Origin of the sequence: Auraticoccus monumenti (assembly GCF_900101785.1) — a bacterium.
Taxonomy (GTDB): Bacteria; Actinomycetota; Actinomycetes; order Propionibacteriales; family Propionibacteriaceae; genus Auraticoccus; species Auraticoccus monumenti.
The window spans coordinates 2,823,753-2,845,392 of record NZ_LT629688.1 but is presented as its reverse complement, the minus strand read 5'-3'; the positions used below and the strand labels follow the sequence as shown (position 1 = coordinate 2,845,392).

At 75.6% G+C, this 21,640-nt stretch carries 16 protein-coding genes; 10 read left to right on the top strand and 6 right to left on the bottom strand.

Annotated features, from left to right (window positions below; genetic code table 11):
* The 10 genes from xylB to BLT52_RS13150 all read left to right on the top strand — a co-directional run bounded on the left by xylB (nt 1) and on the right by BLT52_RS13150 (nt 16,036).
* Nucleotides 1–1,497, top strand: a complete 1,497-nt coding sequence (gene xylB, locus BLT52_RS13195; protein ID WP_090594215.1) for a xylulokinase — start codon at nt 1–3, stop codon at nt 1,495–1,497.
* On the top strand, nt 1,494–2,447 hold the full coding sequence (locus BLT52_RS13190; protein ID WP_090594214.1) for an NAD(P)-dependent oxidoreductase: 954 nt from the start codon (nt 1,494–1,496) through the stop codon (nt 2,445–2,447). Before xylB ends, BLT52_RS13190 begins: the two co-directional genes overlap by 4 nt.
* Nucleotides 2,444–3,109 (top strand): bifunctional 4-hydroxy-2-oxoglutarate aldolase/2-dehydro-3-deoxy-phosphogluconate aldolase, encoded by a 666-nt coding sequence (locus tag BLT52_RS13185; RefSeq protein ID WP_090594212.1) that lies wholly within the window; start codon nt 2,444–2,446, stop codon nt 3,107–3,109. The genes BLT52_RS13190 and BLT52_RS13185 overlap by 4 nt, the downstream gene beginning before the upstream one ends.
* Nucleotides 3,106–4,050 (top strand): shikimate dehydrogenase family protein, encoded by a 945-nt coding sequence (locus BLT52_RS13180; protein ID WP_197679036.1) that lies wholly within the window; start codon nt 3,106–3,108, stop codon nt 4,048–4,050. Before BLT52_RS13185 ends, BLT52_RS13180 begins: the two co-directional genes overlap by 4 nt.
* Nucleotides 4,050–5,024 (top strand): phosphotriesterase family protein, encoded by a 975-nt coding sequence (locus BLT52_RS13175; protein WP_090594210.1) that lies wholly within the window; start codon nt 4,050–4,052, stop codon nt 5,022–5,024. Before BLT52_RS13180 ends, BLT52_RS13175 begins: the two co-directional genes overlap by 1 nt.
* Nucleotides 5,025–5,195: 171 nt before the next feature.
* On the top strand, nt 5,196–6,626 hold the full coding sequence (locus BLT52_RS13170; RefSeq protein ID WP_197679035.1) for a glycerophosphodiester phosphodiesterase family protein: 1,431 nt from the start codon (nt 5,196–5,198) through the stop codon (nt 6,624–6,626).
* 78 nt (nt 6,627–6,704) lie between these two features.
* Nucleotides 6,705–6,950 carry a mycoredoxin gene (locus BLT52_RS13165; protein WP_090594209.1) on the top strand — a complete coding sequence of 82 codons (246 nt, stop codon included), beginning with the start codon at nt 6,705–6,707 and terminating at the stop codon, nt 6,948–6,950.
* Between the two features lie 70 nt (nt 6,951–7,020).
* Entirely contained in the window at nt 7,021–10,485 is a 3,465-nt protein-coding gene (gene recC, locus BLT52_RS13160; RefSeq protein ID WP_090594207.1) for an exodeoxyribonuclease V subunit gamma, read from the top strand.
* Nucleotides 10,482–13,880, top strand: a complete 3,399-nt coding sequence (locus BLT52_RS13155; protein ID WP_231946309.1) for a UvrD-helicase domain-containing protein — start codon at nt 10,482–10,484, stop codon at nt 13,878–13,880. Before recC ends, BLT52_RS13155 begins: the two co-directional genes overlap by 4 nt.
* Complete coding sequence (locus BLT52_RS13150; protein WP_231946308.1) at nt 13,877–16,036, top strand: AAA family ATPase; 2,160 nt, start codon at nt 13,877–13,879, stop codon at nt 16,034–16,036. The genes BLT52_RS13155 and BLT52_RS13150 overlap by 4 nt, the downstream gene beginning before the upstream one ends.
* 20 nt (nt 16,037–16,056) lie before the next feature.
* Here the strand turns inward: BLT52_RS13150 and BLT52_RS13145 are convergent, their stop codons facing one another.
* The 6 genes from BLT52_RS13145 to BLT52_RS13120 form a co-directional block, all read right to left on the bottom strand.
* Nucleotides 16,057–17,136, bottom strand: coding sequence for a CPBP family intramembrane glutamic endopeptidase (locus tag BLT52_RS13145; RefSeq protein WP_090594206.1), 1,080 nt, complete (start codon nt 17,134–17,136; stop codon nt 16,057–16,059).
* Nucleotides 17,133–17,735, bottom strand: coding sequence for a DUF3887 domain-containing protein (locus BLT52_RS13140; protein WP_090594204.1), 603 nt, complete (start codon nt 17,733–17,735; stop codon nt 17,133–17,135). The genes BLT52_RS13145 and BLT52_RS13140 overlap by 4 nt, the downstream gene beginning before the upstream one ends.
* A 162-nt stretch (nt 17,736–17,897) precedes the next feature.
* Entirely contained in the window at nt 17,898–18,563 is a 666-nt protein-coding gene (locus BLT52_RS13135; RefSeq protein WP_090594203.1) for a response regulator, read from the bottom strand.
* 2 nt (nt 18,564–18,565) lie between these two features.
* Nucleotides 18,566–19,720, bottom strand: a complete 1,155-nt coding sequence (locus BLT52_RS13130) for a sensor histidine kinase (RefSeq protein WP_090594201.1) — start codon at nt 19,718–19,720, stop codon at nt 18,566–18,568.
* 116 nt (nt 19,721–19,836) lie between these two features.
* Complete coding sequence (locus tag BLT52_RS13125; protein WP_090594200.1) at nt 19,837–20,679, bottom strand: ABC transporter permease subunit; 843 nt, start codon at nt 20,677–20,679, stop codon at nt 19,837–19,839.
* On the bottom strand, nt 20,676–21,605 hold the full coding sequence (locus BLT52_RS13120) for an ABC transporter ATP-binding protein (RefSeq protein ID WP_090594198.1): 930 nt from the start codon (nt 21,603–21,605) through the stop codon (nt 20,676–20,678). Before BLT52_RS13120 ends, BLT52_RS13125 begins: the two co-directional genes overlap by 4 nt.
* Nucleotides 21,606–21,640 lie beyond the last annotated feature (35 nt).

The following is a 21,640-nucleotide window of genomic DNA, read 5'->3' as shown; positions in this document are numbered from 1 at the left end:
GTGATCCTCGCCCACGACCTCGGTACCACCGGGGACAAGGCCTCCCTGCACACCGACGACGGCCACCTGGTGGCCGCCGTGACCGTGGGCTACCCCACCCGCTACGCCCCCGGTGGCGTCGTCGAGCAGGACCCCGAGGACTGGTGGCGCGCCTGCTGCGAGGCCACCCGTCGGCTGCTCGCCGAGACCGGCACCGCACCGGACCAGGTCGCGGTGGTCGGGCTCTCGGGGCAGATGATGGGAGCGGTGCTGCTGGACCGGGCGCACCGCCCCGTCCGTCCCGCGCTGATCTGGGCCGACCACCGCTCCTCGGCCCAGGCCGACCGGATCGCCCGCTCGGTGCCGGTGGAGGACACCTACGCCATCACCGGGCACCGGCTCAACCCCACCTACTCACTCACCAAGGTGGCCTGGGTCCGCGACTCCGAGCCGGAGGCCTTCGCCCGCACCACCGCTGTCTGCCAGGCCAAGGACCACGTCGTGGCCCGGCTCACCGGGGAGCTGGTCACCGACCCGTCCGACGCCTCGTCCACCAACGCCTTCGACCAGCGCACCGGCACCTGGTCCGGACGGCTGCTCGCCGCCGCCGACCTCGACCCCGCGCTGATGCCGCGGGTCGTGCCCTCGGCCACGGTCGTCGGCGGGGTGCGGGCCGCCGTCGCCGAGGAGGTGGGCCTGCTCGCGGGCACCCCGGTGGTGCTCGGCGGCGGGGACGGCCCGATGGCCGCCGTCGGCGCCGGCGTGGTGACACCGGAGGACGGCGCCTACCTCTACCTCGGCTCCTCCTCCTGGGTGTCCTTCGCCGCCACCGCGCCGCTGCACGACCCGGGCATGCGCACCATGACCTTCAACCACGTCGTCCCCGGCCTCTTCGTGCCCACCGCCACCATGGTCGCCGGCGCCGGCTCCCTGCAGTGGGTCGGTGAGGTGCTGGAGCCCGGCACCGACGGCACCCGGATCAGCGCGCTGCTGGCCGAGGCGGCCGGGGCCACCGCCCTGGACGACCACCTGCACTTCCTCCCCCACCTGCTCGGCGAGCGGAGCCCGCACTGGGAGCCCGACGCCCGCGGGGCCTTCCTCGGGCTGACCCGCGCCCACGGCCGGGGCCACCTGGTGCGTGCGGTGCTGGAGGGGGTGGTGCTCAACCTGCTCACCTGCGTCCAGGCGTTCCGCGACTGCGGCGCCGACGTGGGCCAGGTCACCGCCATCGGCGGCGGGGCCCGCAGCGACCTGTGGCTGCAGCTCTTCGCCGACGCCTTCGGCACCCCGGTGGTGCGTCGTGACGTGGTCGACGAGGCCAACTCGCTGGGGGCGGCCGTGGTCGCCGGGGTGGGCGCCGGGTTGCTGGACGACGTCACCGCCGCCCGGGGACTGGCCCGCGAGACCGCCCGCTTCGAGCCCTCCCTGGACCGGACCGAGGCCTTCGCGGCCGCCCTGCCGCGCTGGTCCGCGCTGTACCGGGCCCTCGAGCCGACCTTCCCCCGGGGCGACGGGTGACCGCTCCGCTGGTCGTCGTCTCCAGCCGGTCCTTCTCCTCCGGCGAGGTCGACCTGCTCGACCGGCTCCGGGTGGCCGGGTGCACGGTGCGGCGGCTCCCCCCGGACCACCCGTTGGACGCCTGCCGCGACACCCTGGCCGGGGCCTCGGCCTGGGTGGCCGGGGTCGGGCCGGTCACCGCCGAGCACCTCGACGCCGCACCGGGGCTGCGGGTGCTGGCCCGCTACGGGGTCGGGGTGGACGCCGTCGACCTGGCCGCCGCCGCGGAGCGGGGTGTCGTGGTCACCCACACCCCGGGGGCCAACACCGGTGCCGTGGCCGACCACGCGCTGGCCCTGGCCCTGGCCGTCCTGCGCCAGGTCGCCCCCGGTGACCGGGCGGTGCGCGGCGGGGACTGGTCCCCGCGACGCGGTCGCGAGCTCTCCGCCCTGACCGTCGGCGTGGTCGGGGCCGGGCGGGTGGGCCGGGCGTTCGCCTCGCGGGTGGCGGCCCTCGGGTGCAGCGTCGTGGGCCACGACCCCTTCCTCGACGAGGCCGGCGACCTGCCGCTGGTGGGGCTGGAGGAGCTGGCCCGCCGCGCGGACCTGGTCAGCCTGCACGTCCCCGGCGGGGCCACGGTGGTCGACCGGCGCCTGCTCGGTCTGCTGCGACCCTCCGCGCTGCTGGTCAACACGGCCCGGGCCGACCTGGTCGACGAGCACGCCGTGGCCGACGCCCTGCGCGCGGGCCGGCTCGGCGGCTACGCTGCCGACACCCTGCAGGGCGAGGGCCGCGACGTCCCGGGCCCGCTGCTGGCCGAGGACCTCCGCGACCGGGTCCTGCTCACCCCGCACAGCGCGGCCCAGACCGTGCAGGCCATCGACCTGATGGGCACCATGGCCGTCGACGACGTGCTGGCCGTCCTGGCCGGTCGTCCACCCTCCCACCGAGTCCGAGAGGTCACCCGATGACGACACCGACCAGCCCCCCGACACCGACCGGTACCGTCCGCCGTCTGCAGGAGGTCGGCGTGGTCGCCGTCCTCCGCGCCCCGGACTGGCGCTCCTGCGTCAGCGCCGCGGAGGCCCTGGCCGCCGGCGGCGTGCTGGGCATCGAGGTCACCTTCTCCACCCCGGAGGCGACGCGGGCCATCGCGGCGCTGCGGGAGTCGCTGCCGGAGGGGGCGGTGCTCGGGGCGGGCACGGTGACCACCGCCGAGCAGGCCCGGACCGCGGTCGAGGCGGGCGCCACCTTCCTGGTCAGCCCCGGCACCACCGCCGAGCTGGCCGGGGCGATGAAGGAGACCGGGGTCGCCTGCCTGCTGGGGGCCATCACCCCCAGCGAGGTGATGACCGCGCTGGCGCTGGGCGCGGACGTGGTCAAGCTGTTCCCGGCCTCCCTGGGCGGACCCGCCTACCTCGGCGCGCTGCGCGGGCCGTTCCCCACGGTGGCCTTCATGCCCACCGGCGGCGTCTCCCCCGACAACCTCCCCGCCTGGCGGAAGGCGGGGGTGGCCGCGGTCGGGGCGGGCAGCGACCTCTGCCCCCCGGCCGCCGTGGCCGCCGGGGACTGGGACGCCCTGACCACCCGCGCCGGGGAGTACCAGCGCGCCTGGCAGGAGGCGGCCCTGTGACCACCGACCCGCTGACCACCGACCCGTCGGCCACCGGCCCGCGGATGGGTTTCGTGGGGGTGAGCACCGGCTCGTCCTCGATCATGCGCATCTTCCCGCGCTGGGCCGAGGAGCTCGGCCTGCCCACCCGGCGGATGCAGGGCCACGACGTCGCCCTGGACGCCCCGCCGGAGACCTACCGCGCCCTGGTCGAGTCCATCCGCGACGACCCGGACCACCTGGGCGCGCTGGTGACCACCCACAAGATCTCAGTGCACGCCGCGGCCGCGGACCTCTTCGACGAGCTGGACGACTTCGCGCGGCTGTGCGGTGAGGTCTCCTCCATCTCCAAGCGCGACGGCCGGCTGCTGGGCCACGCGAAGGACCCGGTCACCGCGGCCCTGGCCATGGCCGAGTTCCTCCCCGAGGGGCACTTCAGCGGGTCCCCGGCCCAGGTGCTGTGCCTCGGGTCGGGGGGTGCGGGGGCCGCCATCACCTGGTGCCTGGCCCAGCGCGCCGACCCGCCGGCCCGGATCGTCTGCACCGACGTCGACCAGCCCCGGCTGGACCACCTCGCCGGGGTCCACCGGCGCGGCGGTCTCGACCCCGACCTGTTCGGCTACGAGCTCGTCGACGGCCCCGCCGACCACCTGCTGGCCGACCTGCCGGCCGGCTCGCTGGTGGTCAACGCCACCGGTCTGGGCAAGGACCGTCCCGGCTCCCCGCTCTCGCGCGGGGTCACCTTCCCCCGCTCCTCGTGGGTGTGGGAGCTGAACTACCGCGGCAGCCTGGAGCTGCTGGCCGACGCCCGGGCCCAGCAGGAGGAGCGCGACCTGACCGTCGTCGACGGGTGGCGCTACTTCATCCACGGCTGGACCCAGGTCATCGCCGAGGTGTTCCACGTCGAGATGCCTCCCGCGACCGTGGAGCGGCTGAGCGCCCTGGCCGCCGACCCGGGCTGATGGGGACCGTCCGCACGGTGCTCGGTGACGTCGCGGCCGACCGGCTCGGGCGGGTGAACTACCACGAGCACTTCTTCCAGGTGAGCCCGCTGCTGCCCGGGGACGAGCTGGACGACGAGGACGCCTCCACCGCCGAGGCGGCTGACGTCCGCGCGCACGGCACCGACACCGTGGTGGACGCCACCCCGCTGGGGCTCGGGCGGTCACCGGCCGCGCTGGCCCGGCTGTCGGCGGCCTCCGGGCTGGCCGTGGTGGCGACCACCGGGCTGCACCGTCCGGAGCACTACGGGGACGGGCACTGGGTGCACGGGCTGACCGAGGAGCAGCTGGCCGACCGCCTCACCCGCGACCTGGTGCAGGGCTGCGCAGTCGCCGACGACGCGACCTCGGCCCGCGGCGGCGGTGAGCACACCGGCGTCCGCGCGGGGGTGCTCAAGGTGGCCGCCGGCTACTGGTCGCTGCCACCGCTGACCCGTCGCGCCGTCACCGCGGTCGGGGCCGCCCACGCCGCCACCGGTGCGCCGGTGGTGGTGCACCTGGAGCACTGCTCGGCCGGTCACGAGGTGCTGGACCTCCTCGCTGCCGAGGGCGTCCCCGCCGACGCCGTCGCGCTCGCCCACGTCGACCGGGTCCCCGACCCCGGGCTGCACGCCTCGCTGGCCGGGCGCGGCGCCTACCTCGGCCACGACGGCGCCGCCCGCTACGCCGCGGTCCCGGAGTCGGAGCTGGTGGCCTGCCTGGCCGCCGTCGTGGACCTCGGGCACGGCGACCGGCTGCTCCTGGGTGGGGACGTCGCCCGGGCCAGCCGCTACCGGGGCTACGGCGGGTTCCCGGGGATGCGCTACCTCACCGAGCGCTACCTCCCGCGGGTCCGTTCGGCGATCGGGGACGAGGCCACGGAGGCCGTGCTGGTGGAGAACCCCGCGCGGTGGCTGTCCTGGTCGCCCCCGGGAGCCACCGTCCCGGCCAGCTGAGGCGGGCTGGGTCCGTCGCTCGCGCTCAGCGGGGACCGGGGTCGCCACCACGCGGTTCGGGCGACGTCCACCCGCCGTCGAGCCATCACCCGCTGGTGGGCAGGGCGTCACCGGCGCGTGGCTCGTGACCGGTCGGATGGGGACACCATCCCCGTCCAGAAAGGGACCCCTGTGCCCATCCGCGTCCGCAGCGCCCTCGTCCTCACCATCGCCACCCTCACCGCCGCCGTCCTCGCAGCCGGCCCGCTACCCGTCGCCGCTGACGCGGCGGGTCGAGACGGGGCCCTGGCCGGCATCGACCGGATCCGCACCGAGCTGCACCGCCACGGCCCTGGCGCCGACCTGCTCGTGGCCGCGCACCGTGGGCAGTGGCGCGACGCCCCGGAGAACTCGCTGGCCGCGATCGAGGCGGCCGTCGAGGACGGGGCCGAGGTCGTCGAGATCGACGTCCGGCTCACCTCCGACGGCGTCCCGGTCCTGATGCACGACACCTCGGTCAACCGGACCACCGACGGGTCGGGCGCGGTCAGCTCCCTCACCCTGGAGCAGGTCCGACGTCTGCACCTGAAGGAGGGCCTGGGGGGCGCCGCCGCCCGGGTCACCGAGCACCCCGTGCCCACCCTCGCCGAGGCGATGGAGGTCGTCCGGGGCCGGGCGCTCGTGAACCTGGACAAGGGCTGGCCCTTCCGCGAGGAGATCCTGCAGGTGCTGCAGCAGACGGGCACGGTCGACCACGGCCTGTTCAAGGGCAGCCCGGACGTCGCCCAGGCCGAGGCCTTCATGGCCCGCGACCCCGAGATCGAGTACATGCACGTGGTCGACGACGGCACCTGGGCCCAGGCCCTGCAGTTCTCCGGCCGCCAGCCGGTCGCCGTGGAGGTCATCTTCGACCGGGCCACGGACGCGCAGGCCCAGCCGGAGTACCTGAGCCAGCTGGCTGGGCGGGGCCGGGTCTGGATCAACACGATGTGGGAGTCCCTGGCCGCGGGCCACACCGACGAGACCTCGCTGCGGAGGGATCCCGACCTCGGCTGGGAGACGGTGGTGCAGCGCTACCGCGCGTCGATGATCCAGACCGACAACGTCGAGGCCCTCGTCCACTGGCGCGACCGTGGCGACATCCGGTTCTGGGACCGTCAGCGCGGCCCCCGCACCGTGCGGGTCCAGGCCGAGGAGCCGCGGGCCGGCGGGGAGGGCGTCGCCTACCACGACACCGACGACAACCGCTGCGCCTCCGTCTCCCCCGAGCAGGACCGCCTCGACGTCTGCACCCTGCGTGGTGCCCGGTCGCTGGGGTGGATCCGCGGCGGGGAGTGGGTCGAGTACGACGTGGAGGTGGTGGTCCCCGGGCGTTACGCCGTCTCGGCCCGGGTGTCCAGCCCCTACGACCCCGCGGGGACGATGGTCATGACGTGGGACGGCGAGCCCGGCGCGACCCTCTCGGTGCCCAACACCACCGACCACAACGCCCTGCGTCGGGTCGCGGTCGAGGAGCGCTGGTTCGACCGCGGGGCGCACCGGCTGCGGATCGAGATGCCGTCCACGGAGTACCAGAACTTCAACATCGACTACGTCCAGCTGGACTGGCTGACCCGCCGCTGAACGGTCCACGGCGGCTGCGGAACGGCTGCGGAACGGCTTCGGCGGGAATGCCGGACGCCACCGGCCCGTTCCGCAGCCATGACCGACGTGACGATGTACACCACCTCCTGGTGCGGCTACTGCCGACGCCTGAAGAGCCAGCTCGACCGCAACGGCATCGCCTACGACGAGGTCGACATCGAGGACCAGCCCGAGGCGGCCTCGGTGGTGACCAGGATCAACGGCGGCAACCGGACGGTGCCCACGCTCGTCTTCGCCGACGGCACCAGCGCCACCAACCCCAGCGCCGTGCAGGTGATGCAGAAGCTGAACAGCCTGGCCTGAGGGCCCCGTCCCATCCGCCGGACGGGCGTCGGCGGGAACTGTCAGCGGGGTTGCCTAGGGTTGGCCCACGATGACCCAGGACCTGCTGGACGGCCTCGAGCCCGCCGACGCCCCGCTCCCGCCGAGCGCGCCTCCCGCGCGCGCGCCCGGCATCGTCCTGCACCGCAGCGCCCGGGGCGACCTGCTGGCCGACGGGCTGGCGGCGCTGCTCGCCACCCCCGCCCCCGGCAGCGACCCCTTCGCCACCGAGCTGGTCTGCGTCCCCACCCCCGGGGTGGAGCGCTGGCTGGCCCAGTCCCTGGCCGAGCGGCTCGACGCCGGCGGTGAGGGCATCTGCGCCGGGGTGGCCATGCCCACCCTCAGCCGACTGCTCGACGACACGGTCCGCCGGGTCCTGGGCGAGGACGAGGACGGCGACCCCTGGCACCCCCGCCGCCTGGTCTGGACCCTGCTCGCCGTCTTCGACGAGCTGGCCGCCGAGCCCTGGTTCGCGCCGGTCGCGGCCCACCTGGGCGAGGAGGACGCCAGCGGACGCCGGGTCGGGCGCCGGTGGACGACCGCCCGCCGGCTGGCCCGCCTCTTCGCCGGGTACGCCGCCGAGCGCCCCGGCATGCTGACGGCCTGGGCCGCCGGTCGCGACGTCGGCTCCACCCTCGGCGCCCTCGAGCCGGACCTGGCCTGGCAGCCCCCGCTGTGGCGGGCGGTGGCCGCCCGGCTCGACGCCCCGCACCCGGCGGCCCGCCTGGAGGCAGCCTGCCGCACCCTGCACGCCGAGCCCGAGCGGGCCGGACTGCCGCCCCGGTTCTCCGTCTTCGGGCCCAGCCGGATCGACCGCCGCCAGCTCCGGCTGCTGGAGGCGCTGGCACACGACCGCGAGGTCCACCTGTGGCTGCCGCACTCCTCTCCCGGGCTGTGGCGGCGTCTGGACGACGAGCCGCTCTCCGTCGCGCCCGGCCCGGACGGCCTCCTCCCGCGCTCCAGCCACCGCCGGCCCACCTCGGCCACCACCGCGGCCCGGCACCGGCTCAACGAGCGGCTGGGCCGCGACCAGCGCGAGCTCCAGCTGCTGCTCGCCGCGCTGCCCACCCGCCAGCAGGAGCCGGTGGCCGCACCCACCCCCGACACGCTGCTGGGCTGGCTGCAGGCCGACGTCCAGGCCGACCACGCCCGACCGGGTGACCAGCGCCACCAGCTGCGTGTGGACGACACCTCGGTGCAGCTGCACTCCTCCCACGGCCCGGACCGCCAGGTCGAGGTGCTGCGCGACGTCCTGCTCGGCCTGCTCAGCGACGACCCCACCCTCGAGCCACGCGACGTCGTGGTGATGTGCCCCGACATCGAGACCTTCGCCCCGCTGGTCCAGGCCTGCTTCGGGCTGGCCACCGAGGACGAGGAGGGTCCGGTGCACCCCGGTCACCGGTTGCGGGTGCGACTCGCCGACCGCTCCCTGCGGCAGGTGAACCCGCTGCTGGAGCTGCTGGTCGACCTGCTCGACCTCGCCACGGCCAGAGCCGGCGCCGCGTCCCTGCTCGACCTGGCCGCCGCCCCCGCGGTCGCCCGCCGCTTCGGCTTCCGCGCCGACGACCAGCTGCGGCTGGCCGAGCTGCTCGAGCAGTCCGGCGTGCGCTGGGGGCTGGACCACCTGCACCGGGCCCAGTTCGGCATGGGCGGGTTCGCGCAGAACACCTGGGCCGCGGGGCTGCAGCGGATGCTGCTCGGCGTCGCGATGAGCGAGGACGGCCAGCCCAGCATCGGGCACGTGCTCCCGCTGGACGGCGTGGACAGCTCGGAGGTGGAGCTGGTCGGCGGGCTGGCCGAGCTGGTCAGCCGGGTCCGGCGCGCGGTGACGTCCTTCTCCGAGCCCCAGGGCGTGCAGCAGTGGGTGGAGGCCTGCCGGACGGCGCTGGAGTCGCTGACCGCGGTGCCGACCGACGAGCAGTGGCAGCTGTCCCACGCCTTCGGCCAGCTGGCCGACCTGGTGGGCGCGCACCCGCCGGAGCCCTCGCCGGCGCTCAGCCCCAGCGACTTCCGGGCGCTGCTCGCCGACGAGCTCCGCGGGCGGCCCAGCCGCGGCAACTTCCGCACCGGTTCGCTGACCATGTGCACCCTGTCCCCGATGCGCTCGGTGCCGCACCGGGTGGTCTGCCTGCTCGGCGTCGACGACGGGGTCTTCCCCCGCCGCGGCGCCGTGGACGGCGACGACGTGCTGGCCCGCGAGCCCGTGGTCGGCGACCGCGACCGGCTCAGCGAGGACCGCCAGCTGCTGCTCGACGCGGTGATGTCGGCCCGCGAGCGGCTGGTGGTGGTGCACTCCGGGGCGGACCCGCGCACCAACGACCGCCGCCCCGACGCGGTCCCGCTGCGGGAGCTGCTGGACGCCCTGGACGAGACGGCGACGACCGGGCGGGCGGGACGTGACGGGCGGGAGACGCCGGTCAGCGAGCTGGTCCGCACCCGGCACCCGCTGCAGCCCTTCGCTCCCGCCAACTTCACCGTCGGCCCGGGAGGCGGCGAGCCGCTGAGCTTCGACGCCACCGCGCTGCAGGGGGCGCGGGCCGCCGCCCGTCCCCGGGTGCCCGAGCCGGGTCTGGACGTGACCGCGCTGCCGGTGCTCGATCCGTCCAGCACGGTGGAGGTCAGCGACCTGAAGCGCTTCCTGACCCACCCCGGCCAGGCCTTCGTCCGGGCCCGGTTCGGGCTGGTGCCCGGGCGCGACGAGGAGGAGCGGCCCGACGAGATGCCCATCGCCCCGGACGGCCTGCAGCGCTGGGCCATCGGCAGCCGGGTCCTGGCCGGCGCCCTGCAGGGCCAGAGCTGGTCCCGTCTCCGCCGCGCCGAGCTGCTGCGCGGCGACCTGCCGCCGGGGCCGCTGGGCGAGGCCCTGCTGGAGGAGGTCCGCGAGCACATCGACGGCATCGTCCGGGTGGCCGGCATCGACCCGCATCAGGTGCCGACCACCGTGAAGGCCCGGGTCGACCTCGGCGCGCAGACCCTGAGCGGGGCGGTGACCGGGGTGCGCGAGGACACCGTGACCGCGCTGCGCTACTCCAAGGTCGGGGCCCGGCACCAGCTCGAGGCGTGGGTGGACCTGCTGCTGCTCGCCGCCGGGAGACCGGACACCGAGTGGCGGGCGCGCTCCATCGGTCGGGTGGACCGGTGGTCCCAGCCGGTCGAGCTGGCCCCGGTGGCCCCGGAACGGGCCCGGCAGCTGCTGGCCCAGCTGGTCGCGCTGCACCTGGAGGGGCTGCAGCGGCCCGCGCCGCTGCCGGTGCAGACCGCGGAGTCCTACGCCCGCGCCCGCGCCGCCGGTCACGGTGACGACGAGGCGCTGGCCCAGCGGCAGGTGGAGAGCTCCGCCGCCCGCGAGCTGTCCCGCGACAAGACCTGGAGCACCCTGGTGGGCACCACCCTGGAGGACCTCACCGCCGAGGAGGCCGGCGAGCGGCTGCACGCGGCCACCGGCGTCCGGCACCGCTTCGGCGCGCTCGCGCTCACCGTGTGGCAGCCGCTCCTGCAGCACCGGGGGCAGCGGTGAGCAGTCCCACCGAGATCCCCGTCTTCGACGTCTGCGGGCCGCTGCCGGAGGGCACGTGCGTGCTCGAGGCCAGCGCGGGCACCGGCAAGACCTGGACCATCGCCGCGCTCGCCGCGCGGTTCGTGGCCGAGGGGGTGGATCTGGCCTCGCTGATGATGGTCACCTTCAGCCGCGCCGCCAGCCAGGAGCTGCGGATGCGGATCCGGCAGCGGCTGGAGTCCACCCGCTCGGTGCTGGCCGACGCGGTCGCGGGCCGGCCGGTCGGCAGCGAGGACGCGGTGGACGTCCTGCTCACCACCGGGTCGCCTGCCGAGCTCCGCGAGCGGTTCGACCGGGTGGCCGCGGCGCTGTCGGACTTCGACTCCGCCACCATCGCCACCACCCACGAGTTCTGCCAGCGGATGCTGGACTCACTCGGCGTGCTGGCCGACACCGATCCCGACGCCACGCTGGTGGAGAACCTGGACCAGCTGACCCGGGAGGTGGTGGCCGACCACTACCTGCAGCACTTCGCCCGTCCAGCCACCGACGGCGAGCCGGCGCCGCGGCCGTGGCTGTCCTTCGACGAGGCGCTGGTGCTGGCCCGCTCGGTGGTGGACGCCCAGGGGTTGGAGCTGGTGCCCTCCGACGACCCCGACCCGCGGGTCCGGGCCCGGGTCGACTTCGCCCTGGGTGTCCGCGCCGAGGTGGCCCGGCGCAAGCGGTGGCTGCGGCTGTCCACCTTCGACGACATGCTGTCGGGCCTGCAGGACACCCTGGACCACCGCGAGCACGGGGAGGCCGCGCGCACCCGGCTGCGGGAGCGCTATCCCGTGGTGCTGATCGACGAGTTCCAGGACACCGACCCGGTGCAGTGGCACATCGTCCGCGAGGCCTTCCACGGCCACTCCACGCTGATCCTGATCGGCGACCCCAAGCAGGCGGTGTACGGCTTCCGCGGCGCCGACGTGCACTCCTACCTCCAGGCCGTCGCCGAGGCCGAGGCCACCCACACCCTGGGCCGCAACTGGCGCTCCGACCCGGCGGTGGTCGCCGCCGTGCTCGCGCTGTTCGAGGGGGCGGCCCTGGGCGACGACCGCATCATGGTCCGCGCGGTGGAGGCGGCCCTCCCGGGCCCCCGGATGCGCAGCCACTCCGGGCGCTACCCCACCACGCCGCTGCGGATCCGGGCCGCCGAGGGCCGGGCCGGGCGGGTGGGCGAGGTGCGCCGGCAGCTGCAGGAGGACCTGGTCCGCGAGCTCGGGACGCTGGTCTCCGGCGACGCCGAGCTGTGCCTGGACGGCGAGTGGCGCCCGGTCCGGGCCAGCGACGTGGCGGTGCTGGTCCGGGCCAACGCGCGCGCGGAGGAGATCCGCACCGCGCTGGCCGCGGCCGGCATCCCCGCGGTGGTCAACGGCACCCGCTCGGTGCACGCCTCGGAGTCCGCGCTGGCCTGGGCCACCCTGCTGGAGGCGCTGCTCGAGCCGCACCAGCGCTCGGTCCGCGCCGCCGCGCTCACCCCGCTGGTGGGCTGGAGCCTCAACCAGCTCGCCGCCGCCGACGACCAGGAGCTGGGTGAGCTGCGCCGCACCCTCAAGACGTGGTCGCGGGTGCTGGAGCGCCAGGGCGTCGCCGCGCTGATGGAGGCCGTCTCCACCGGCACCGGTCTGGCCGCCCGGCTGCTGCGCCGCCCCGGTGGTGAGCGCGAGCTGACCGACCTGCGCCACGTCGCCGAGGGGCTGCACCAGGAGCGCACCAGCGCGGGGCTGGGGACGGCCGCGCTGCTGGCCTGGCTGCGGGAGCGGATCAGCCAGGCCCGCGCCGACAGCGACCAGCGCTCGCGCCGGCTGGAGACCGACGCCGACGCGGTGCAGATCCTCACCTACCACCACAGCAAGGGTCTGCAGTTCCCCATCGTCTACCTCCCCTCGGGCTGGGACCGCTACCTCGACGAGGACGGCGGCGGCGTGCTCCGGCTGCACGACGACGCCGGGCAGCGGGTGATCGACGTCGGCGGCCGGGAGGGCCAGGGACGCGCCCAGCGGTTCGCCCGCGCCCGGGCCGAGGACTCCGGGGACGACCTGAGGCTGCTCTACGTCGCCCTCACCCGGGCCCAGTGCCAGGTGGTGGCCTGGTGGGGTGCGGCCTCCCGCAACACCCCGGCCAGCGCGCTGCACCGGTTGCTGCAGCGCGACCGCCAGCAGGCCCACCCCGAGCCGGAGTACCCGGCCGAGCGGTCGCCGCTGGCCCTGGACGGCCTGCCGCGGCGGCTGGTCGCGGTGGAGGCCATCGGCCCGCGCCAGCTGCCGGTCAGCTCCCCGCCGGAGGACCCGCCGGAGGCGCTGCGGGTGCGCCTCTTCCAGCGCGAGCTGGACCTGTCCTGGCGGCGGACCTCCTACTCCTCGCTGACCGCCGCCGCCCACGGCGCGGCACCGGCCAGCCCGGGGGTGGGCAGCGAGCCGCTGCGGGCCCGGGAGGACGACGAGCCCGTCACCGACGAGGTGACGACCACGCCGGCGGCCGACGGCGGCGAGGGCCTGTCCCGGGTGTCCCCGCTGCAGGACTTCCCCGGAGGCACCGCCTTCGGCTCCCTGGTGCACTCCCTGCTGGAGTACGCCGACCCCACCGCCGAGGACGTGACCGCCGAGCTCACCGGGCTGGCCGCCCGCGAGCTGGCCCGGCTCCCGGCCGCCGGGTTCTCCGCCCGCGAGCTGGCCGAGGCCCTGACCCCGGCCGTCCGCACCCCCCTCGGGCCGCTGGCCGGTGACCGGAGCCTGGCCGACGTGGCCCCGACGGACCGGCTGCCCGAGCTGGACTTCGAGCTCCCGCTGGCCGGGGGCACGACGCCCGGACGGTCGGCCACCCTGGCCGACGTGGCCGACTGCCTGGAGCGCCACCTGCCCGCGGACGACCCGCTGGTCAGCTACCCCGAGCGGCTGCGTGACCCCGCCCTGGGCCAGGAGACGCTGCGGGGCTTCCTGACCGGCTCGGTCGACGCCGTGCTGCGGGTGGGCGAGGAGCCGACCCGGCACCTGGTGGTGGACTACAAGACGAACTGGCTCGGTCCCCGCGACGACAGCCCGCTCACCCTCGGCCGCTACGGCCGCACCGCCATGGCCGAGGCCATGATGGCCTCGCACTACCCGCTGCAGGCGGTGCTGTACTGCGTCGCCCTGCACCGCTACCTGCGCTGGCGACTGCCCGGCTACCGCCCCGGGGACCACCTCGGTGGCGTGCTCTACCTCTTCGTCCGCGGGATGGCCGGCCCGGACACCCCGCTCAGCGACGGGGTGCCCTGCGGGGTGTTCAGCTGGCACCCGCCGGCGGCCATGGTGGAGGACCTGTCGGCGCTGCTGGCCCACGGGCCGGGCGCCCCGCGCCGGGCCGTCACGAGGACCCCGGGAGGACGACCGTGACCGCACCGGTGCACGAGACGGCGGTCCGGGCCACCGGGGTGCTGGCGGACTTCAACACCAGCGGCGTGCTGGCGGTCGCCGACGTCAACGTGGCCGTCAGCATCGCCCAGCTCTGCCGTGAGCCCTCGCCGGACAACACCCTGGCGCTGGCCCTGACGGTGCGGGCGCTCCGCGGCGGCTCGGTCTGCCTCGACCTGACCAGCGTGGCCGAGGACGGCTTCGACGTCGAGGAGGCGCTGGTGGACACCGCGGCGCTGCCCTGGCCCGAGCCCGGCCGCTGGCTGCAGGGTCTGCGCGAGAGCCCGATGGTGCGGGTCGAGCCCACCGCGGACGCCGACGCCCCGGCACCGTCGGGTGGGGGCGTGGGGACCGGTCCCGACGACGACGAACCACGGCCGCTGCGGCTGCTCGGCTCCCGGCTGTACCTGGACCGCTACTTCGAGCACGAGGAGTCGGTCCGCTCCCAGCTGCTCCGACGCCGCCGGGCCACCCCGCCGGGAGTCGACCTGGACCGGGTCGAGGCGCTGCTGGACCGGCTGTTCGACCGCGCCGACCTCGCCACCGACGAGCCCAACTGGCAGCGCATCGCCGCGGCCAACAGCGTGCTCAACTGGGTCTCGGTGGTGGCCGGCGGGCCCGGCACCGGCAAGACCACCACCGTGGCCAAGGTGCTGGCCAGCCTGCAGGCCCTGCACGAGGGGCGGCTCCGGATCACCCTGGCCGCCCCCACCGGGAAGGCGGCCGCCCGGCTGGAGGAGGCCGTGCGGGCCGAGTCCGCCCGGCTGCCGGAGGACCTGCGAGCCCCGCTGTCCGGTCTGACCGCCACCACCCTGCACCGGGTGCTCGGCTGGCGGCCGGAGTCGCGGACCCGGTTCCGCCACGACGCCGCCCACCCGCTGCCCTGGGACGTCATCGTGCTGGACGAGATGTCGATGGTGTCGCTGCCTATGATGGCCCGGCTGCTCGAGGCGACCCGGTCCGGCACCCGGGTCATCCTGGTCGGCGACCCCGATCAGCTCACCTCGGTGGAGGCCGGCGCGGTGATGGCCGACGTCACCCACGCCGACTCCAACCGCCAGCCGGTCCCCGTCGACGACCCCCGCTGGCGCGCCCTGCTGCACGTGCACGCCGACGACCGGCAGCCGAGCCCACGCCGCACCACCCCGCTTGCGACCGACGGCCGGGTGGGCGCAGCGTCGAACGGGACGCCGGGTGCCCTGTCTGGTGGGACCACGGATCCGGCGCCGGCCGGGGCGCCGGGCGCCCTGTCGGCCGGGCGCTCTCGGATCCCGGACCTCCAGCCGGTGGCCGCCGCCGGCTCTGCACCCGCTCAGGGCACCGCAGCGGAGGGTCCTGGCGAGACGGTGCCGCCGTCCATGAGCGCGGTGGTCCGCGGCGTGGTCGAGCTCACCCACACCTGGCGCTTCGGGCACGAGATCGGGGCGCTGGCGCGGGCGGTGCGCGCCGGGGACGCGGAGGCGGCCCTGGCGGTGCTGCGCGCCGGCGGGGACCACGTGGGCTGGGTCGAGGCCGACCTGTCCGAGACCGACCCGGTCGCCTTCCCCGAGCTGCGGGCGGTGGTCCAGCGCACGGGGCGCTCGGTGGTCGACCGGGCCCGGGAGGGCGACGCAGCCGGGGCCGTCAGCGCGATGGAGCAGCACCGGGTGCTGTGCGCCCACCGCGCCGGCCCCTTCGGCGTGGCCCGTTGGAGCCACACGGTCGAGGAGTGGCTGCGCGAGGAGGTGCCCGGCTACGGCGAGGAGGGCGAGTGGTACCTCGGCCGTCCGCTGCTGGTGACGGCCAACGACCCCGAGATCGGTCTCTACAACGGCGACACCGGGGTGGTGGTCGACACCCCCCGCGGCGCCCAGGCCGCCTTCGCCCGCGGGCAGCAGCCCACCATCCACCCGCTGATCCACCTCGACGCCGTCCAGTCCGTGCACGCCATGACCGTGCACAAGGCCCAGGGCAGCCAGTTCGGCGAGGTCACCTTCGTGCTCCCGCCGCTGGAGTCGGCCCTGCTCACCCGCGAGCTGCTCTACACCGCAGTCACCCGGGCCCGGGAGCGGGTGGAGATCATCGGCACCGAGGACGCCCTGCGCCAGGCCATCCAGCGCCCGGTGAACCGCGCCTCGGGCCTGCGGCAGCGGCTCTGAGCGCGGTCCGCGGCCGGCGATCAGTCCTGCCGCGGTTCGACCGGCGCGGGGTTGGAGGGCTCTGCCGCAGGGCCGGAGGGCTCTGCCGCGGAACCGGAGGGCTCTGCCACAGGTACGGACGCCCCTCTCGCAGGGCCGGAGGGCTCTGCCGCGGGAGCGAGCCGTCCGGTGGCCAGGAGGACCGCCACCAGCACCAGGGGCACGATCCACCCGCTCCAGCCGAGGACCGTCGCCTGCGTGGTGTCGACGCGCTCACCGGCCCGGGCGAACAGCAGGTACGTCCCGGCCGCCCCGTTGAAGGCGGCGTGCGCGAGGGCCGCGGGCCACACCGAGCCCGACCGGAGCCGCAGCCAGCCGAAGACCGCGCCGAACACGGTGCAGGTGCCGACCATCATGGTGAGGCCCAGCCAGCCTGGTGCGTCGGGGTAGTTGTAGCCCAGCAGGATCACCGGGGCGTGCCACAGACCCCACACCACGCCCGAGACCAGGAGGGCCGGGACCGTGCCCAGCGGCATCAGCTTCGGCAGCAGCCAGCCCCTCCACCCGATCTCCTCCCCCAGCGCAGGGATGAGGTTGAGGACCGCCGCCAGGGGCAGGGTGGCGAGCTGGAGGGCCACGATCGCGCCGACCGAGAGGGGGAGCTCGCCGACACCTGCGGCGCCGGCCTGCGCGTCGAGCAGCTGCCGGAAGGCCGACAGACCGACGAAGTCGGCCGGGTACACCCCGAGCAGCGCGCCCACCGGGAGCGCCACCAGGACCAGCGCGATGGGCACGAAGACGCCCAGCGCGCCGTAGCCGAGCACCCTGCGGAGCGGGGTCAGCGGCCACAGCCCGAGGGTCTCCGCCTTCCGCTGCGGACGCTCCACCAGCAGCACCACGGCGAGGGCGGCGATGGTCGGGGTGGTCATCAGGGCGACGGCCACGACCGGGAACCAGGGGCTGGTGAGACCGTCACCGAGCCAGAGCGGGAGCGCGACCAGCCAACCGAGCGCGAAGGCGAGCGCGACGAAGACGACGACCGCCACCAGGTCGCGGTGACGGCCGCCCGCCGCGCCCCGGTGTGGTCGGACGGGAGCGCCGGCCGGGTGCTGGACGGTCACGACTGCCCCTCGAGGATGTGCAGGCCGGCGATGGTCCGGTCGTCTCGGAAGGTGGTCCGCACCGTGTAGTCCCCCGCTTCCAGGGCGAGCGCCGTGGTGGTGATGGTCACGTCGCCGGCGCGGACGGCCGTCGGCTCCCCGTGCCCCTCGTAGGCCCCCGACAGACCGACGATCTGCGCCCATGCGGCGGCGAGCGCGTCCTCGGACAGGCCGTCGCGCATGGTCGGGTCGAACTGGTCGGTGACCCGAGACCACCGCCCCGTCGCCAGGTCCTCGATCACGGAGGCGGCCAGCTCGGCCACCCCGTCCAGTGGTGTGGTGTCCATGGGTTCTCCTGTTCTCGGATCGGTCGGCCTGCCGTAGCGCTGGAACGCCGCCTGCCGGCTCACACCGAGCGCCGCACCGACGACCTGCCAGGTGGCGCCCTCCTCCCGGGCCTGCTGCACCACCGCACGCACGACGTCGTCCGCCGCTGCCTGGAGGCTCACCGCCCGCCGGATCGAGCCGACCTGGTCGCCGCTGGTGAGCACCCGCGCGGCGAGCAGCGCATCGGTGTGGGCCCGCAACGTACGCACCGCTTCTGTCAACACATCTTGCATGCGTCAACGCTACATTGACAGATGTTCGCACAGCAACCGCCCGTCGAGCGGGCCAGGTTCCGGTCCTCAGTGCGGCGCCGGCCGGTGAGGCCGACCCGGACGTGCGGACGACCCGACCGCCGCGCGGCCGGTCACTCCCTCGACAGGTACCTCCCGCCCGGCTCAGTGACCGACGACGCCGAGCTCGTAGGCCCGGATCACCGCCTCGACGCGGTTGCGGAGCTCCAGCTTGGCCAGCACCCGACCGACGTTGGCCTTGACCGTCGACTCGCTCAGGTACAGCGACGCGGCGATCTCGCCGTTCGTCGCCCCGCGCCCGACCAGGACGAAGATCTCGCGCTCGCGCGGGGTCAGCTCCGACAGCGCCTGCTCGGCGTCGGCGTCACGACGGACCCCGAGGTGCGGGGCGGCGACCTCGATCAGCCTGGCGGTGATCCGGGGGGAGACGACCGCGTCACCGGAGGCGACCGCCTGGATCGCCGCGACGAGGTCGGCGGGGCGGGTGTCCTTGAGCAGGAACCCGGCCGCCCCGGCGCCGAGAGCGCCGAAGGCGTACTCGTCGAGGTCGTAGGTCGTGAGCACCAGCACCCGCACGTCCGGACGGAGGCTGGTGATCCGTCGGGTCGCCTCGATGCCACCGACCCCGGGCATCCGGACGTCCATCAGCACGACGTCGGGCCGGACCCGCTGGACCAGGCCCACCGCCTCGGCACCGTCGGCCGCCTCGCCCACCACGACCAGCCCCGGCTCGGCGTCGAGCAGCAGCCGGAAGCCGTAGCGGACGAGCTCCTGGTCGTCGACGAGCAGCACCCGGACGTCCTCGCCCACGCTCACCGCTCCCCCTGCCTCAGTCGGGCGAGGACGCGCCAGCCGCCGTCCTCGCCGGGGCCAGCCTCGACCGTGCCGTCGTAGAGCGCCACCCGCTCCCGCATGCCGAGGATGCCACGGCCCGGACGTGAGGACGGCGGCACCGCCGAGCCGGTGTCGCGGACGAGGACCGTCACGTCGTCGGCCGTCCACGTCACCGCGACCGTCGCCGACCTGACCCGCCTGGCGTGGCGCAGCACGTTGGTCAGGGACTCCTGCACGATCCGGTACACGGTGAGCCCCAGGGCCGGGTCCTGCGACGGGGTCCCCGTCACCACCAGGCGCACCGGCAGCCCCGCGGCCACGAACTCGGCCGCCAGCGAGGTCAGCTGGGACGCGTCGGGCTGCGGCCCGTGCTCGACCGCCACCCTCCCGTCCTCCCCGCGGACGGTTCCGAGCAGGCGGCGGACCTCCCCGAGGGTGCGGCGCCCGGTCTCGGCGACCCGGGCGATCGCCTCCTTCGACTCCGCCGGACGCTCGTCCGCGGCGGCGTGGGCGCCGTCGGAGATGGCGATCATCACCGAGAGGCTGTGGGCGATCACGTCGTGCATCTCCCTGGCGATGCGCTCGCGCTCCAGGGCCCTGGCGATCTCGGCCTGCTGGTCGCGCTCCCGGGCCAGCCGCTCGGCCCGGTCCACCAGCTCGGCGACGTGTCGTCGCCGGTGCCCCCGGTCCAGCCCGAGCAGCGTGGCGACCAGCAGGACCACGGCGACGACCGCGAACACGTTGAGCCAGTCCAGCAGCGAGTCCCGGGGCGAGACCGGCGGCGCCAGACCCAGGACCGGTGGCCCGGTGCGGCTCCGGACGCCGACCGCGAGCGCCGCCAGGCCACCGCAGACCAGTGCGACACCGAGGGCCAGCCAGGCTCCCCGCGCGCTGCGGCGGACGCCCGCCGCGTGCACCGCGAGCACCGCCAGCAGCGACTCCGCCCCGGACCCGGTCGCCAGGGAGAGCACCGCCAGCACCACCGCACCGGCGAAGGCCAGCCGCGGGTACCTGCGGTGCACCAGGAGGACGGTGAGACCGCAGAGGCCCAGCACGACCATCGGCCACAGCGGGGTCACGTGCGGTGGCTCGAGCGAGAGCACCGCCGCGGCGACGGCGACCAGCGCGTACACCAGCGCGACGACGGTGTCCGCCGCACGTCGGCGGCGACGTCGGCGGAGGTCGTCGGGGACGCCGGAACCGCGCGGCGCCCCGGTCGGGGCCCCGCGCGTCCCGTCCCGCAGGGGGATCAGGCGTCCCTCCGTCGGAACAGCCAGCCACCGACCACCAGGGGCACGGCGGCCCAGAGCACGGCCACCAGCCACCCGGCGGCCGTGCTCACGTAGCCGTCGGCGAGGTCCAGGAAGACCCCTCCGGGCTCGACCAGCCCGACCATGGCGTCACCGGCCTTGGTCATCGTCAGCAGGTGCAGGTTCCTCATCACCTGGGAGGCGGGCAGGACCGACAGCACGATCGGCACCAGCAGGATCACCGAGATCACGGTGGTCACCCCGGCGGCGACGGAGCGCAGGATGGTGCCGACGCCCAGACCCAGGACGGCGCACAGGCCGACGTACACCGCTCCCCCGGTCAGGGCCAGCACCAGTCCCGGCGCCCCCAGCCCGACCCCGACGCCGTAGCCCGCGAACAGCGGGTAGGTGACCGCCCACGACCCGAAGGTGGCGACCAGACCGGCCGCGGTCACGGCGAGGAACAGCACCACCGCCTTCGCGGCGAGCACGGTGACCCGGGACGGGACGGCGGCCAGTGTCGGTCGGATCGTCCCGCTGGAGTACTCCCCGCTGATCACCAGGACGCCCAGGACGCCCCCCACCAGCTGACTGAACAGGACCGTCCCGATGGTCACCTGGTCCAGCAGGAACCCCGCCGAGGGGCCGTCAGGCAGGCCCGCACCGGGGGCGGTCACCGCCAGCGCGACGCTCACCGCGAGCCCGAGCAGGACCATCGCCAGCAGCAGGGCCACCGTCGAGCGCAGGCTGGTCAGCTTGACCAGCTCCGAGCGCAGGACGGGGACGAACCCCGACCGAGCCCCTGCGGAGCGGGTGGGAGGTGGGGTCTCGAGCGCGGTCACCGGTGGTCCCCCGTCCCGACCGACTGCGACGAGCGGTACTCCACGTCCCCGGCGGTGAGCGCCAGGTAGGCGTCCTCCAGCGAGCCGGTCACCGTCGCCAGCTCGTGCAGGACGATCCCGGCCGCGGAGGCCGCGTCGGCGACCTGCTCGGCGGTCAGGCCGGACACCTCGACGGCACCGTCGGAGCGCACCGTGACGACCACGTCGGGCCCGGCCAGGAGGGCGGGGAGACGTCCCGTCTCCCGCGTCCGGACGCGGACCAGCGAGCGGGTGGCGCCGGCGACGACGTCCTCCACCGGGTCGTCGGCCAGGATCCGGCCACGCCCGATCACGATCAGCCGGTCGGCGGTCTGGGCCATCTCGCTCATCAGGTGCGACGACAGCAGCACCGTGCGCCCCTCCGCCGCCAGCCCGCGGATCAGCGTCCGCACCCAGCGCACCCCCTCGGGGTCCAGCCCGTTCACCGGCTCGTCCAGGATGACCGTGGCCGGGTCCCCGAGGAGGGCGGTGGCGATCCCGAGCCGCTGGCCCATCCCCAACGAGAACCCGCCGACCCGCTTGCCGGCCACGAGGTCGAGGCCGGCCAGACCGATCACCTCGCGCACCCGGGACGCCCCGATGCGGTGGGTCGCCGCGATCGCGAGCAGGTGCTTGTAGGCCGAGCGTCCGGGGTGGGCGGCTCTGGCGTCGAGCAGCACCCCGACCTCGCGCAGCGGGGCGCGGTGCTCCCGGTACGGCCGCCCGTTCACCTCGACCCGGCCGGCGCTCGGCCGGTCCAGCCCGACGATCATCCTCATCGTGGTGGACTTCCCCGCCCCGTTCGGCCCCAGGAAGCCGGTGACCTGACCGGGCCTCACCGTGAAGTCGATCGCGTCGACGGCGACCTTGGTCCCGTAGCGCTTGGTCAGCGCCTCTGCAGTGATCACGTTCTCTTCCCTCGCATGCCGACGACGCTAGGCGG

Bases quoted from the DNA above. Each gene is read 5' to 3' on its own strand.
- BLT52_RS13165 (WP_090594209.1), top strand. From the start codon at position 6,705: ATGACCGACGTGACGATGTACACCACCTCCTGGTGCGGCTACTGCCGA.
- BLT52_RS13175 (WP_090594210.1), top strand. From the start codon at position 4,050: ATGGGGACCGTCCGCACGGTGCTCGGTGACGTCGCGGCCGACCGGCTC.
- BLT52_RS13185 (WP_090594212.1), top strand. From the start codon at position 2,444: ATGACGACACCGACCAGCCCCCCGACACCGACCGGTACCGTCCGCCGT.
- BLT52_RS13140 (WP_090594204.1), bottom strand. From the start codon at position 17,735: ATGCAAGATGTGTTGACAGAAGCGGTGCGTACGTTGCGGGCCCACACC.
- recC (WP_090594207.1), top strand. From the start codon at position 7,021: ATGACCCAGGACCTGCTGGACGGCCTCGAGCCCGCCGACGCCCCGCTC.